Annotated in this window: 13 protein-coding genes; 7 read left to right on the forward strand and 6 right to left on the reverse strand. The window is 71.6% G+C overall.

Annotated features, from left to right (window positions below):
- Nucleotides 1–78: 78 nt before the first annotated feature.
- Both IEZ25_RS17770 and IEZ25_RS17775 read right to left on the reverse strand, forming a co-directional pair.
- Entirely contained in the window at nucleotides 79–813 is a 735-nt protein-coding gene (locus IEZ25_RS17770) for a VIT1/CCC1 transporter family protein (protein ID WP_318152309.1), read from the reverse strand.
- A 103-nt stretch (nucleotides 814–916) separates the two neighbouring features.
- Nucleotides 917–2,062, reverse strand: a complete 1,146-nt coding sequence (locus IEZ25_RS17775) for an acyl-CoA dehydrogenase family protein (RefSeq protein WP_191200776.1) — start codon at nucleotides 2,060–2,062, stop codon at nucleotides 917–919.
- Between the two features lie 121 nt (nucleotides 2,063–2,183).
- Here IEZ25_RS17775 and IEZ25_RS22345 point away from each other — a divergent pair, with 121 nt between their 5' ends.
- The 3 genes from IEZ25_RS22345 (at nucleotide 2,184) to IEZ25_RS17790 (ending at nucleotide 6,712) form a co-directional block, all read left to right on the forward strand.
- On the forward strand, nucleotides 2,184–3,971 hold the full coding sequence (locus tag IEZ25_RS22345; RefSeq protein WP_191200777.1) for a sensor histidine kinase: 1,788 nt from the start codon (nucleotides 2,184–2,186) through the stop codon (nucleotides 3,969–3,971).
- 5 nt (nucleotides 3,972–3,976) lie between these two features.
- Entirely contained in the window at nucleotides 3,977–4,831 is an 855-nt protein-coding gene (locus IEZ25_RS17785; RefSeq protein ID WP_318152310.1) for a M15 family metallopeptidase, read from the forward strand.
- A gap of 123 nt (nucleotides 4,832–4,954) precedes the next feature.
- On the forward strand, nucleotides 4,955–6,712 hold the full coding sequence (locus IEZ25_RS17790; RefSeq protein WP_191200778.1) for a sensor histidine kinase: 1,758 nt from the start codon (nucleotides 4,955–4,957) through the stop codon (nucleotides 6,710–6,712).
- Between the two features lie 2 nt (nucleotides 6,713–6,714).
- Here the strand turns inward: IEZ25_RS17790 and IEZ25_RS17795 are convergent, their stop codons facing one another.
- Entirely contained in the window at nucleotides 6,715–7,404 is a 690-nt protein-coding gene (locus IEZ25_RS17795) for an NAD-dependent deacylase (protein ID WP_224749190.1), read from the reverse strand.
- Nucleotides 7,405–7,504: 100 nt separating this feature from the next.
- On the opposite strand from IEZ25_RS17795, the gene IEZ25_RS17800 reads away from it, so the two are divergent.
- From IEZ25_RS17800 to IEZ25_RS17810, 3 genes are read left to right on the forward strand one after another with little or no spacing between them, the layout of a single operon-like run.
- A complete protein-coding gene (locus tag IEZ25_RS17800; protein ID WP_224749191.1) occupies nucleotides 7,505–8,308 on the forward strand; it encodes an N-formylglutamate amidohydrolase in 804 nt (267 codons plus the stop codon).
- Complete coding sequence (locus IEZ25_RS17805; RefSeq protein ID WP_191200779.1) at nucleotides 8,305–9,495, forward strand: flavohemoglobin expression-modulating QEGLA motif protein; 1,191 nt, start codon at nucleotides 8,305–8,307, stop codon at nucleotides 9,493–9,495. The genes IEZ25_RS17800 and IEZ25_RS17805 overlap by 4 nt, the downstream gene beginning before the upstream one ends.
- Complete coding sequence (locus IEZ25_RS17810; protein ID WP_191200780.1) at nucleotides 9,492–10,532, forward strand: glutathione synthetase; 1,041 nt, start codon at nucleotides 9,492–9,494, stop codon at nucleotides 10,530–10,532. Before IEZ25_RS17805 ends, IEZ25_RS17810 begins: the two co-directional genes overlap by 4 nt.
- 15 nt (nucleotides 10,533–10,547) lie before the next feature.
- Here the strand turns inward: IEZ25_RS17810 and IEZ25_RS17815 are convergent, their stop codons facing one another.
- Complete coding sequence (locus tag IEZ25_RS17815; protein ID WP_191200781.1) at nucleotides 10,548–11,483, reverse strand: 1,4-dihydroxy-2-naphthoyl-CoA synthase; 936 nt, start codon at nucleotides 11,481–11,483, stop codon at nucleotides 10,548–10,550.
- Nucleotides 11,484–11,632: 149 nt separating this feature from the next.
- Here IEZ25_RS17815 and IEZ25_RS17820 point away from each other — a divergent pair, with 149 nt between their 5' ends.
- Entirely contained in the window at nucleotides 11,633–12,070 is a 438-nt protein-coding gene (locus IEZ25_RS17820) for a nitroreductase family deazaflavin-dependent oxidoreductase (protein ID WP_191200782.1), read from the forward strand.
- Nucleotides 12,071–12,104: 34 nt separating this feature from the next.
- Here IEZ25_RS17820 and IEZ25_RS17825 read toward each other — a convergent pair whose 3' ends face one another.
- Nucleotides 12,105–12,701, reverse strand: coding sequence for an ACT domain-containing protein (locus tag IEZ25_RS17825; RefSeq protein WP_397184341.1), 597 nt, complete (start codon nucleotides 12,699–12,701; stop codon nucleotides 12,105–12,107).
- Between the two features lie 84 nt (nucleotides 12,702–12,785).
- Nucleotides 12,786–14,558: an exodeoxyribonuclease V subunit alpha gene (recD, locus tag IEZ25_RS17830; protein ID WP_191200784.1), complete on the reverse strand. Its 1,773-nt coding sequence runs from the start codon at nucleotides 14,556–14,558 to the stop codon at nucleotides 12,786–12,788.
- Nucleotides 14,559–14,584 lie beyond the last annotated feature (26 nt).

Here is a 14,584-nt window from a genome sequence, read left to right on the forward strand (position 1 = left end):
AGCCGGGAGCACTCTCGCACGACGAGGCCGGCTCTGGCGAGCACCCCCGTCCGACAGCCGGGCGGGCGAGGCCGAGGGTCAGCCCAGGTGGACGCCGGCGAACATGCCGATGAGGTAGGTGATCCCTATCGCGAGCAGGCCGCCGCAGACGTTGCGCAGCACCGCCGGCAGCCGCGGGCTGTAGCCCAGTCTGGCACTCACCGCGCCGGCGCCCGCGAGGGCGAGCGCCACGGTGACCACGGTCGTGACGATCCGCGCGGGCTCGGGCACGAAGACCACCAGCAGCAGCGGGATCAGCGCGCCCAGGGTGAAGGCGACCATCGAGGCGAGTGCCGCGTGCCACGGGTTGGCGAGCGCGTCGGGATCGATGCCGAACTCGACGTGCGCGTGCGCCTGGAGCGCATCGTGCGCGGTGAGCTCCTCGGCGACCTTCTCGGCTGTCTCGCGCGAGAGCCCCTTGTCGACGTACATCCGGGTGAGCTCCTCCTGCTCGGTCCGGGGCATCTGCTCGAGCTCGCGCCTCTCCATCGCGAGGATCGAGCGCTCGGAGTCGCGCTGGGTGCTGACCGAGACGTACTCGCCGGCGCCCATGCTCAGCGCACCCGCCGTGAGCGCGGCGATCCCGGCGATGAGGATCGTGCTGCTGTCGTCGGTCGCGCCGGCCACGCCCATCACCACGCCGGCGGTCGAGACGATGCCGTCGTTGGCTCCCAGCACACCCGCGCGCAGCCAGTTGAGCCGGCCGGCGACGTCGTCGTCGACGTCCTCGTGCCAGTGCTGCGGCTCCTCGTCGGTGCCGATCTCCAGGCTCACCCCTCGATCCTCGTCCTTCGAGGGCCGTGGGGCAACGAAGGCGAGGCTCCACTGGCCGCCACCGGTCCAGCACCGAGCGCAGCGAGCGTGGCGGAGTGATGCCTCACAGCCCCAGGTCGCGTCCGATCAGCATCTTCATGATCTCGTTGGAGCCGGCCCAGATCTTGGTGACCCGGGCGTCGCGCCAGGCGCGGGCGACGCGGTACTCGTTCATGAAGCCGTAGCCGCCGTGGACCTGCACGCAGTGGTCGAGCACGTCGTTCTGCACCTGCGAGGTCCACCACTTCGCCTTGGCCGCGTCGACCGGGGTGAGCTCGGACTTCGTGTGCGCGAGCACGCACTGGTCGACGAAGGCCTCGGTGACGTCGATGCGCGTGACGAGGTCGGCCAGCAGGAACTGGGTGTTCTGGAAGGAGCCGATCGGCTGTCCGAACGCCTGGCGGTCCTTCGCGTACTGGATGGTCTCCTCGAGGATCTGCTTGGCGTGGGCCAGGTTGGTGATGGCCGAGCCGAGGCGCTCCTGGGGCAGGAACTGCATCATCGAGATGAAGCCCGTGTCGAGCGGCCCGACCAGGTCGGCACCCGAGACGCGGACGCCGTCGAAGGCGAGCTCGGCGGTGTCGGACTCGTCCTGCCCGACCTTGTCGAGCACCCGGCCGACGCTGAAGCCGTCCAGCGTGGTGTCCACCGCGAACAGCGAGATGCCCTTGGCCTTCTTCTCCGGGCTGGTGCGCGCCGCCACGAGGACGAGGTCGGCGGAGCCGCCGTTGGTGATGAAGGTCTTGGACCCGCTGATGATCCAGTCGTCGCCGTCGCGCACCGCGGTGGTCCGCAGGTTCGCCAGGTCGGAGCCGCCGCCGGGCTCGGTCATGCCGATGGCCGTCACCAGCTCGCCGGTCGCTGCCTTGGGCAGCCAGCGCGCCTTCTGCTCGTCGTCGGTGAGGTGCACGAGATAGGGGACGGTGATGTCGGCGTGGATGCCGACGCAGCTCGGCAGCGTCATGTTGACCTTGGCGAGCTCCTCGGTGAGCACCGCGTTGAAGCGGTAGTCGCCGGCCTCCGAGCCGCCGAACTCCTCGGGGATCTCCAGGCCGAGGAAGCCCTGCCTGCCGGCCGCGAGCCAGAAGTCACGGTCGAGGCCGTGGTGCTCGGCGTACGTCTCGAGGTGCGGGGTGACCTCGCGGTCCAGGAACTGCCTGACCGAGGCGCGGAAGGCCTCGTGGTCCTCGTCGTAGATCTCACGCTTCATGGCGCAGAGGTTACCCGCCGGTCACTTCGCAGGCCCGATTGTGTGGAGAACCGTCCGCAGATGCCCGGTCGGGCGTACCGTTGAGCGTGGGGGCTCGTTGTCGACAACGAGGGAGCAGGCTGTGAGCACAGACGATCGGACGTTCTCGCGCCCGCGCAGCCGGGCGTGGGGCGACGACGCCCAGCGCGCCGTGCTGCGCGCGATCGCCGACGACGTCGCGCGGCGCTCGGGCCACAAGGTCGCTGCGATCGAGGTGCTCCGCTCCGACGGCAACCTCGAGTTCGTGGCGATCAGCGGCAACCCGGCGGCCGAGGCACGACTGCTCGGCAAGGCGGCGCCCCTCTCGCTCGACCAGATGCTGGCCTTCGGGACGTGGATCGAGGGATGGGTGCACACGCTCGGGGAGCGCGTCGACGACGAGACGCGGGCCTGGATGGCCGAGTACGGCCACACGCCCGACGCACCGGCCCCCGGGCGGCCCGACCAGTGGCACCCCGAGGACCGCCTCATGCGGCTGCTCGAGAACGAGGCGGGAGAGCTGCGGGCCACCCTCTACCTCGACGAGCCGCTCGACGGGCTGCGCGCGACACCGGCGTCGATCGCCGCGGTGAACGACGAGATCCGGGTGATGTACGACGCCGTGGTGAGCATCGTCGAGCGCGAGCTCTACCGCGAGCAGGTGCGGATGCTCAGCCAGGCTCGCGGTGCGGTCGCGAGCGTGCGTCCGGGCCTGGGCCTGGCCGACTTCCTCGACGAGATGTCCGAGGCCATGGTCGAGGCGATGCGGGTCGACAGCGTCGACGTGCTGCTGAACGGCGCCAGTGCGCCGGCCCTGGAGCCGCACACGGCCGAGCTCGAGGACCAGATGCGAGAGGTCTGGCTCCGGCGCGGGCACCTGCTGATGGAGCCGGCGCAGACCTGGGGATTGACCGACGAGGCGATCCCCACGCCACCGGTGCTGGCCGAGCGCATGCGGGCACGCGGGCTGGCGTCGTGGTTGATCGTGCCGATCGGCGTGGGCGACGACTACCTCGGCACCCTGGCCCTGGGCCGCAACGAGGGGGGAGCCCGGTGGATCGACTCGGAGATCGTCGCGGCCGACGCCGTCGCCGCCGACCTGGCCGGTGTCGTCCTCGACTCCCAGCTCATGGAGCAGGAGCGTCGGGCCAACGAGGAGCTGCGCGACGCGAACGACGCGCGGCGCCACATGGTGTTGACGCTGGCCCACGAGCTGCGCAACCCGGTCAGCGTGCTCTGGACCCACCTCGAGCTGCTCGACGAGGGCGCCGACGCCGACGGTGACCAGCCCTTCGCCCCGGCCGAGTCGCTGGCGGCGATGGACCGTGCAGCACGCCGCATCGACGCCATGGTCGAGAACCTGATGTCGCTGGCCTCGGTGACCGACACCAGCCGGGCGGTGCCGACGTCTCCCGTCGACCTCACCGCGGTCGTCAGGGAGGCCGCCGAGCTCCTCACCGACAGCGCGGCGGCGAGCGGGGTCGGGCTCGAGCTCGAGCTGGTGGAGTCCGTGATCGTGCACGGCGACCAGGCGGGCCTCGCCCTGCTCGTGTCCAACCTGCTGGCCAACGCCTTCAAGTACACCGACGTCGGCGGCCTGGTCTGCATGAGCCTGGCGCCGAGGACGGTGGACGGCGTGCGGGGGTGTCTGCTCACCTGTGCCGACTCCGGCATCGGGATCGCCGCCGACGAGCTCGCCCAGGTCTTCACGCCGTTCTTCCGGTCCGGGAGCCCCGACGCCCGCAGGCGCCCCGGCACCGGGCTCGGCCTGGCGATCATCGATGGTGTCGTCACGCACCACGGCGGCACGATCGACGTCGAGTCGACCCTCGACGTCGGCACCACGTTCCGGGTGTGGCTCCCGCTCGCGGAGCCGACGGACGTACGGTGATCGGCGTGTCCGTCAACGCGCTGGTCGCCGCGCTCCTCCAGGCGCTGCTGACCGTCGGTGCGGTGCCGGTCCCGGTGGTCGCCGACCGTGCGCCCGTGTCTGCCGAGCCCAGCACCGACGGCACGCAGCCGCAGGCGGCGTCCGGCTGGGGCAGCGTCCCCCCGGCCTGGCTCGGCACGCGGGAGCTTCCCGACGACGTCGCCACCGGCAACGGTCAGGTGCGGCCCACCCCGCCCGTGATGCGCCACCGCCGCTGGACCCTGCCCGACCAGGTGCGGATGCTCCCCGGCTCGGGGTTCGCCAGCAAGGTGGTCTCGCCCGCGCCGCGCCGGGTCATCGCGCGGTCGACCTGGAAGCAGGGGTGTCCGGTCGCGGCGAGCGACCTCGCCTGGGTGCGGGTGACCTTCTGGGGCTTCGACGCGCAGCGCCACACCGGTGAGCTGCTCGTCAACGCGTCCGTGGCCGACGACATCGTCCAGGTCTTCCGCACCCTCTACCGCGTCCGGTTCCCCCAGGAGCGGGTGACGATCGCCCGGACCTACGACCCCGACGCGCCCTCGACCGGAGACGGCAACGACACCGGCGCCTTCGTGTGCCGCCCGTCCACCGGCGCGACCTACTTCTCCCAGCACGCCTACGGCCTCGCCATCGACCTCAACTCCTTCCAGAACCCCTACGCCAAGGGCGACGTGGTGCTGCCCGAGCTGGCGTCGTCGTACCTCGGTCGCGACCGCGTGCGCGCCGGGATGATCACCCCCGACGGACCGGTGGTGCGCGCGTTCGCCCGGATCGGGTGGCAGTGGGGTGGGGACTGGCGCCAGTCCAAGGACTACATGCACTTCAGCCGCAACGGCCTCTGAGGCCCGTCCACCTCGATTCGACCGGTGAACACCCGGACGATCTTCCGCCATGCCCGAGCCCGCCCCTACGATCCACCTGACGGGTGGGAGGCCGGTCTGGACTCGACAGGTGGGCGGGAGCGAATGCGGGACTCGAGCTGGGGCGACGCCCGAGCGCGTGCGCTGCTGCACGACATCACCGCCGACGCTGCTGCCCGCGTCGGCTTCAAGGTCGGGGTGCTCGAGGTCGTCCGCCCGCAGGGCCTGCTGGAGTTCGTCGCGATCACGGGTGAGCCGGAGGGTGCCCGCCAGCTGCTGGGGACGGGTTCGCGCCTGGAGGACATGCTCGCCGCGATCGACGACGGCGAGACCTACGGCGCCTTCACGTTCGTCGCGCACGACGCCTACTCCCCGGGCGTCGAGGAGCGCATGCGGGACACCTCGTGGGTGCCCGACATCCCGCGCACCGACGACCCCGGCGAGTGGCAGCCCCTCGACATGCTGGTCGCCGAGGTGCGCGACGCGGGCGGTGCACTCCGCGGCCTGCTCTACCTCGACGAGCCCTTCGGCCTCAGGAGGCTGTCGCCCGCGCAGCTCGCCGGGCTCTCCGACACGCTCGGGACGGCGCTGAGCACCATCGTCGCGGTGATCGAGCGGGAGGAGTTCGCCCACCTGGCGCGCAGCATCCGCGCCGCCCGCCTGATGGTGCAGCCGACCCTCGCGCGTCATGACGTCGGCTACCTCCTGCGCGAGGCGCGTGCCACGTTGCTGGACGCGCTGTCCGTCGACGAGCTGGAGATCCGGGTGTTCCTCGACGAGGACGCCGGGGTCGCCGGCGAGCTCGGCATCGAGATCGCGCCGGACGCACGTCGCGCGCTCGAGGAGGCCGCGACCCGAGCCTGGGCCGAGGACCGCCACGTGCTGATCATCGAGCCGGGCAGGATCTGGGGCGACACCGCGCTCGAGGCGGCGTACGCCGACGGTTTCACCGCATCCCTCGAGGCGGCGGGACTCGAGACCCTGGTCGTCGCGCCCGTCGGCGTCGACGACCGGGTGCTGGGCACGGTCGCCTGTGCGCGGCGGACCGGATCGCGCCGGTGGACCGACAGCGAGTCGCTGGCGATGGTCGAGATGTGCCACGACCTGGGGCGCGCGATCGCCAACGCGCACGCGACGCAGCGCGAACGTCGTCTGCTCGAGGAGCTGCGCGAGCTCGAGCACGCGCGTCACTGGTTCCTGCGCGAGCTCACCCACGAGATCAACAACCCGATGACGGTGATCGCGGCGAACGCCGAGTTCCTGGCCACCGGCGGCGACCTCGAGGACCGCGACGTGCGCCGTGCGCAGGCGATCCTGCGCGGCACGGAGCGGCTCGCCGACCTGCTGGAGGGCCTCGCCATGCTGTCGCGGGTCAGTGATCCGCAGCGTCCGCCCGCCATGGAGCGCGTGGACCTGCTCGGTCTCGTCGAGGACACGATCGCCTCGATGTCCGCGGTGGCGGAGCGGGCCGGCATCGTGCTGCACCTCGTGGGTGACACACGGCCCGCCGTCGTCGCAGCCGACCTGCGCGAGATCTCCAGCGCGGTGTCCAACCTCGTCGACAACGCCGTGAAGTACTCCGACTCCGGCGACGAGATCTGGCTGGCCATCGAGCGACGCGAGGACGGCGGCATCACCTTCCACTGCCGCGACGAGGGCATCGGCATCTCCGACGCCGACCAGGTCAACCTGTTCGCCCCGCTCTTCCGCTCGACGAACGACGACGCCCTGCTGCGGCCGGGCACCGGTCTCGGGCTGGGCATCGTGCGCGAGATCATGCAGCGCCACGGTGGCACCGTCGAGGTCGACTCCGTCCTCGGCCGCGGCACGTCGGTCAAGCTGCACTTCCGGCCGCAGGGCTGAGGTCAGGGCGTCAAGTCAGGAGAGCAGCTCGTCGACCCAGGAGGGGACGAGCTCCCCGGGGGCCCCTGCCGCGACTCGTCGAAGTCGGTGGCGCCGGCGCTGCGCTCCAGGTTGAGCTCGAGCGTCGCACCGCGGGCCCAGTGGACGAAGGCGGCTGCCGGGTAGACGAGGCCGGACGTGCCGATCGACACGAACAGGTCGCAGTCCCAGAGGGCGGCCTCGACGAGGTCCATGCCGTAGGGGATCTCGCCGCACCAGACGATGTCGGGACGCAGGCTCCGGGAGCCGCAGCCCGGGCACGGAGGAGCGTCGGCCAGCGACCCGGACCACTCGTGGCGCTCGTCGCACGCCGTGCACCACGCCGACAGGAGACGTCCGTGGATGTGGTGCACCCGCTCGAGGCCGGCGCGCTCGTGGAGGTCGTCGACGTTCTGCGTCACGACCAGCAGGTCCTCGCCCAGCGCCTGCTCGAGCCGGACGAGCGCGTGGTGGGCCGCGTGGGGCTCGACCCGCGACAGAGCGGCGCGCCGGTCGTCGTAGAACCGCTGCACCAGCCCGGGGTCGTCGGCGTACGCCTCCGGGGTCGCGACCCGCATCGGGTCGTGGCCCTCCCAGAGTCCGCCGGAGTCGCGGAACGTGGAGAGCCCGCTCTCCGCCGAGATCCCGGCTCCGGTGAGGACGACGACCTTCATCGGCGGACTCGTGCGTGAGGCATGCCCCAAGTCCTATCAGGATCACCCGCAGGGGTGTGACGAATGGAGGGTGGTGGGCACTTCGGGTAGACAGTCGGCCATGACGGACGCGGGGAGCATGTCGGAGGCAGTCGCGTTCGAGGGCGAGTGGGACGGGCCGGTCGTGGCCACCGCGGTGCACGCGGGGCACGCGCTGCGGCCGGAGATCGCCGAGGCGATGGTGCTGGACGAGGCCGAGCGCTTCCGCGAGGAGGACCCGTTCACCGACCGGATCGCCGCCGTGGTGCCCGACCGGGTGGTGACCAGCCGCTCACGGTTCGAGGCCGACCTCAACCGGCCACGTCGCGAGGCGGTCTACCGCAAGCCCGACGACTGCTGGGGGCTCGAGGTGTGGCGCGACGGCGTGCTGTCCGACGAGCTCTTCGAGGGCAGCCTGGCGACGTACGACGCGTTCTACGACGCGCTCGCCCCGCGGCTCGACGCCCTCGCCGAGCGCGGCCCCTTCGTGCTGCTCGACGTGCACTCCTACAACCACCGCCGCGACGGTGCCGGCGAGCCGCCCGCTCCGGCATCGGACAACCCCGAGGTCAACGTCGGCACCGGAAGCCTCGACCACGACCTCTTCGGACCGCTCGTCGAGCGGTTCATGGGCGACCTGCGCGACGCCCGGCTCGGGAGTGGCGCGCTGGACGCCCGGGAGAACGTCGCCTTCGAGGGGCGCAACCTCGCCTGGTGGGTGCACGACCGCTACCCGCGGGTGGGCTGCGTGCTGGCGCTGGAGTTCAAGAAGACGTTCATGGACGAGTGGACCGGCCAGCTCGACGAGGAGCGGCTTCGCTGCGCGCAGGAGGGTCTCGCGGCCGCGCTGCCGGGTCTCCACGACGAGCTGGAGCGGCTCGGGTGACCCCGGGCTCGACCGACGCCGCGGACCTCCCCGAGCTCGCCGCCGCCGACCTGGCGGTCGACCACCGGCTGGCGCGGCTGGCCGAGAGCTTCCGCTTCCTCCTCGACATCACGCCGGTCGACGCCGACGACCTGCGCGACGGCTTCCTGGCGGGCGACGACCCGGACCCGGCGTTCACCTACCGCGAGCTCGAGACCGACCCGGCCGTGATCCGGGCCGAGCTCGACGACATCGACCCCGGCGAGGTCGAGGACCCGGTGCTCGGGCAGCTGCTGCGCGCCAAGCACCGCGAGATGGAGCTGCAGCTCGAGATGCTCGAGGCGCGCGACAGCGAGGACTTCCTCCCCCTCAGCGTCGAGCTGTACGGCGGCGTGTCCCCGCAGCTGCGCGCGCAGGCCGAGCAGCTGCTCGACCGCATCACCCGCACCGAGCCGTCCGACGACGCCCTCGACGCCGAGGCGTTCCTCGCGCTCGCGGAGGAGGAGATCGCGCACTACCGCGGCGAGGACCCCGACCTCGACATGCACGCCGAGATCCGCCCCGACGTCAACGGCGTGATGGTCTCCGGCGACGTGCTGCTCATCGGCCCGGAGACGAAGGTGCAGCACAACCGCGCCCGGGCCCTGCTCCACCACGAGGTGGGCACCCACCTGGTCACCCAGGCCAACGGCAGCCACCAGCCGATCAAGGTCCTCGGGGTCGGGCTCGCCGGCTACGACGAGACCCAGGAGGGGCTGGCGGTGCTGGCCGAGATCGCCTGCGCCGGTCTCACCGCCTTCCGGCTGCGTCAGCTCGCCGGTCGCGTGGTCACGGTGCACCGGATGATCGCGGGGGCGAGCTTCGCCGAGGCCCACGAGGCGTTGGTCGCGGCCGACTTCCCGCCCGGCAGCGCCTGGACCACCGTGATGCGCGTGTTCCGGTCCGGCGGGATGACCAAGGACGCCATCTATCTCCGCGGCCTCGTCGAGCTGCTCGAGCACCTCGGCGCCGACGGCACGCTCGACCAGCTGTGGCTCGGCAAGTTCTCGCTGCGCGACCTTCCCCTCATCGGGGACCTGCAGGACCGCGGGCTGCTCCGGCCGCCACGCGTCCTGCCCCGCTACCTGCACGACCCGGAGACCCACGCCAACCTCGCGCGGGCTGCCGGGACCGAAGACCTCAGCACCCTTCTGGAGGGACACGCATGAAGATCGGGTTCGTCGTCAACGACATCGAGACGGAGAAGGCGGAGTACACCACCAACCGCCTCGCCATGGCGGCCAAGGAGATGGGGCACGAGGCCTGGTACATGGGCATCGGCGACTTCGCCTACCAGCCCGACGGCTCGCTGAGCACGAAGGCCCGCGCCGGTCACGCGAAGTCCTACCGCTCCCTCGAGCGGCACCTCGCCGACGTCAAGCGACCCGACGTCGAGCAGCTCATCGGCATCGACGAGTTCGACGTGGTGATGCTCCGCAACGACCCGGCCGACGACGCCGAGTCCGATCCGTGGCGCAACAACGCCGGCGTGGCCTTCGGCCAGCTCATCGCCTCCAGCGGCGTGCTCGTCGTGAACGACCCGACGAGCCTGGCCAACGCGCTGTCGAAGGCCTACTTCCAGCACTTCCCCGAGGTCGTGCGTCCGCGCACCCTCATCTCGCGCGACGAGGAGATGATCGAGGAGTTCATCAAGGACCTCGGCGGCAAGGCGGTGCTCAAGCCGCTGCAGGGTTCGGGTGGCGCCGGGGTGTTCCTCATCGACCGCAAGGAGGCGCCCAACCTCAAGCAGATCATCGAGGCGATCTCCCGCGACGGCTACGTCGTCGCCCAGGAGTACCTCCCGGAGGCCGCCAAGGGCGACGTCCGGCTGTTCGTGATGAACGGCCGGCCCCTGGAGGTCGACGGCAGCTACGCCGCGTTCCGGCGGACGAACACCACTAAGGACATCCGCTCCAACATGTCCGCCGGGGGCAAGGCCGCCAAGGTCACCGTCACCGACGAGATGCTCGAGATGGTCGAGATCGTGCGCCCCAAGCTGGTCAGCGACGGGATGTTCCTGGTCGGTCTCGACATCGTCGGCGACAAGCTGATGGAGATCAACGTCTTCAGCCCGGGCGGGCTCGGCAGCGCGCAGAGCCTCTACGAGACCAACTTCGCGCCGGCCATCATCGGCGAGCTCGAGCGCAAGGTGAACATCCGTCGGCACTACCCCGAGATCGACAACGGCAGCCTCGCGACCAGCTGACGTCGCGGTCCCGGCTCAGTAGTACCAGGGGAACGGCGACCAGTCGGGCTCGCGCTTCTCAAGGAACTGGTCGCGGCCCTCTTGGGCCTCGTCGGTCATGTAGGCCAGTCGCGTGGTCTCGCCCGCGAAGAGCTGCTGACCGACGAGGCCGTCGTCGGCGAGGTTGAAGGAGTACTTGAGCATCCGCTGGGCGGTCGGTGACTTGCCGTTGATCTTCCGGCCCCAGTCGAGGGCGACCCTCTCCAGGTCGGCGTGGTCGACCACGCGGTTGACCGCGCCCATCCGGTGCATGGTCTCGGCGTCGTACTCCTCGCCGAGGAAGAAGATCTCGCGGGCGAACTTCTGCCCCACCTGGCGCGCGAGGTAGGCCGAGCCGTAGCCGCCGTCGAACGAGCCGACGTCGGCGTCGGTCTGCTTGAAGCGGGCGTGCTCGCGGCTGGCGAGCGTCAGGTCGGCGACCGCGTGGAGGCTGTGACCGCCGCCCGCGGCCCAGCCCGGGACGACGCAGATGACGACCTTCGGCATGAAGCGGATGAGGCGCTGGCACTCGAGGATGTGCAGGCGCGCGAGCTTGGCCTTGTCGATCGGGTTCGGCGGCGCACCCGCGTCGTCGTGACCACCCGTCTCGTACTGGTAGCCCGCCTTGCCGCGGATGCGCTGGTCGCCGCCGGAGCAGAAGGACCACTTGCCGCTCTTCGGGCTCGGGCCGTTGCCGGTCAGGATCACGCAGCCGACGTCACCCGACGTACGTGCGTGCTCCAGCGCCTGCAGCAGCTCGTCGACCGTGTGCGGGCGGAAGGCGTTGAGCACGTCGGGACGGTCGAAGGCGATCCGGACCGTGCCGTGCTCGCGGGCCCGGTGGTAGGTCACGTCGGTCAGGGCCTCGAAGCCGGGCACCACGTCCCACGCCTCCGGGTCGAAGATCTCGCTGACGCCCTCGATCGCACTCATGGTCGAACCGTATCGAGTGCCTCGGCCGCTCCCGGAGCCGATACCTGAGGACGTGGTGAACGGGACATCGGTGGGATCTCGTCCACCACGTCCTCAGATAGCTGCGCTGGGCGCTGGAAGATCACCGCCGGTCGTGGTGTTGTGGGGGCATGGCACTGACAGGTGAGTACGTCCCGAGCAAGTCCGAGTGGGTCCGCAACCAGGTGGCGGAGTACGAGGCCAGCGGCGGCGAGAAGGCCAACACGCTGCCCGGCACCAGCTACCCGATCGTCGTGATCACGTCCGTGGGCGCGAAGTCGGGCAACCTCCGCAAGAACCCGGTGATGAGGGTCGAGCGCGACGGTTCCTACCTCGCCGTCGCCTCCAAGGGCGGCGCGCCGGAGAACCCCGAGTGGTACTACAACTTCGTCGCGCACCCCGAGGTCGAGCTCCAGGACGGCCCGGAGCCCCACACCTACACGGTCCGCCAGCTCAGCGGCGCCGAGCGGGCCGACTGGTGGGACCACGCGGTCGCCACCTGGCCGACGTACGCCGAGTACCAGACGAAGACCGACCGCGAGATCCCGCTGTTCCTGCTCGAGCGCTGACAGGCGGGGCTCGCCCGGATGTGAGGCAGGCGGGTCAGGTGCGCGAGATGGTGATCGCGAGCCCGAGCAGGTGCTCGAGCCGAGCCAGCTCGGAGTCGAGGAACTCCGGTCCGCCGCGGCGGCCCATCAGGATCGCGTCGTCGCCGAACGGGGCCGCGCACTCGACGTAGATCTCGTCGCCGGGAAGGCGGGTCGGGGCAGTGATGTCGGCGGTGTCGAACTCGGTGGGGGCCGCGTCGGTCGCGTGCACGACCTCCCACCCGGAGACGCCCCGGCGGATGCGGGCCGCCCAGTCGACACGGAAGGCGATCGGGAGCAGGTCGACGAGCCGGTCGCGCGCGGTGGCGGGGTCCTCGGTGAGCGACTCGACGACCTCGAGGTCGAGGAACAGGTTGCCGCCCGCGGCGTAGCGGTTGATCCACAGCACGCTGACGCCGTCGAGGATGCTGCACGCGGAGACGATCGAGTCGGGCATCGTGCCGGGCACGATCTCGAGCAGCACGTCGTCGACGGCGTAGCCGTCGCGCTTCTCGACGATCTCGATCGCGTCGATGTCGCCGCCGGCCTCACCGATCGCGGTCGCGATGCGACCCAGCGACCCGGGCACGTCCGGGAGCTCGACTCGCATCAGGTAGGGCATGGGTCTGAGGCTATCCCGAGCGTGTGTCGCCGAGGTTTCGTCGCGCCTGCACGAGACCTGAGGTGTCGGGTGGGCTCAGGGGGAGGCCGCCAGGCGTACGGCGAGCCCGCTCGCGCGCTGCGCCCGCCGGCCGATCGCGGCCCGGACCGCCGCCTCGGACCCGACCACCCTCACCTTCTCCCGCGCCCGCGTCACCGCGGTGTAGAACAGCTCGCGCGAGAGCAGGCGGGAGTCCTCGTCGGGCAGCAGCACGGTCACCACCTCGGCCTGCGAGCCCTGCGACTTGTGGATGGTCATCGCGTGCATGGTCTCCACGTCGCCGAGCCGTGACGTGGCCAGGTCGCGCGGGCCGTCGCTCGCGGCGATCACCGCCCGCGCGCCGGCGGGTGTCGCCACGACCACGCCGCTGTCGCCGTTGTAGATGCCGAGCTGGTGGTCGTTGGCGGTGACCAGCAGGGGGCGGCCGACGTAGGCGCGCTCGTGGAGCGGGTCGCCGGTCTCCGTGGTGAGCCAGTGCTCGATGCGGCGGTTCCAGTGGCGTACGCCGAACGGACCGTCGCGGTGGGCGCACAGCAGCCGGTGGTGGTCGAGTGCGGCGAGCGCACCGGTCACGTCGCCCCGCGCGGCGGCGTCGCGGACGGCGAGGGCGGCGGCCAGGGCGGTCGAGCGGATGCGTGGTGCCGGGTCGGCCTCGTCGACCCACTCCACCTCGTCGTGGCCGGCGCCGAGCACCGCCAGCGCCCCGTCGGCGTCGCCGGTCCGCAAGGCCTCGGCGAGCGCGTGGATGTGCGCGCCGAAGCGGTGCGTCCTGTGCAGCTCGGCCACCGGCGAGTCGGGGCGGCCCTGGAAGCCGCGCACGACGTCGCTCAGGACGGCGCCGGCCTCGACCGACGAGAGCTGGTGGGGGTCACCGACGAGCACGAGCCGGGCGTCGGGACGGACCGCCTCGAGCAGGCGCGCCATCTGGGTCAGCGACACCATGGACGACTCGTCGACCACGACGACGTCGTGCGGCAGGCGGTTGCCGCGGTGGTGGCGGAAGCGGGTGGAGTTGCCCGGGTCGGGCCGCAGCAGCCGGTGCAGGGTGGAGGCGGTGACACCGGAGAGCCGCGCCCGGTCGGCCTCGTCGAAGGCCTCGGCCTCCTGGTGCACCGCCTGCTGGAGCCGTGCGGCGGCCTTGCCAGTCGGGGCGGCGAGCGCGATGCGCAGCCCGTCGGGGTGCTGGTCGAGGAGCCCGACGAGCAGGCCGGCGACAGCGGTCGTCTTGCCGGTGCCCGGGCCACCGGTGAGGACGGTGGTCCACTGCCCGGCGGCGCACACGCACGCGGCCACCTGCTCGTCGTAGCTCGGGCGCGGCCGGCCGTTGCGCACAGCGGCCTCCTGCATCGCGGTCACCAGGCGGGCCATGGACGCGGCCATCACCTCGGGGTCGTGCGCCGGGCTCGTCGCTGCCCGGGAGAGCAGGTCGTCGATGACCTGGGACTCCTGCTCGTGGTAGCGGTCGAGGTAGAGGAGGTCGTTGTCCCAGCGAACGAGGCCGGCGTCGACCAGCGGGCTGGCCGCCACTGCGGCGACCCACTCGTCGGCGTCGGGCCACGGGAGGTCACCGGGGTCGGCGACGCTCGCGAGGTCGACGCACACCGACCCGCCGCGGACGGCACGCACGGCCAGGGCGACCGCCAGCAGCACGCGCTCGTCGCTCTCGCGGCCGAGCCTGCCGAGCGCGGCGGCGACGTGGACGTCGGCGCTGGTCAGCACGCCGGCGGTGTTGAACGTGCCCAGCAGGCCGGTGGCACCCAGCGCGAGCCGGGCGTCGGTGGCGTCGACAGGATCGAAGAGGTCGGTCATGCGGAGTCCCCGGGGCGTCGTTCGGA

This window comes from Nocardioides hwasunensis, assembly GCF_014779665.1.
Lineage (GTDB): Bacteria > Actinomycetota > Actinomycetes > Propionibacteriales > Nocardioidaceae > Nocardioides > Nocardioides hwasunensis.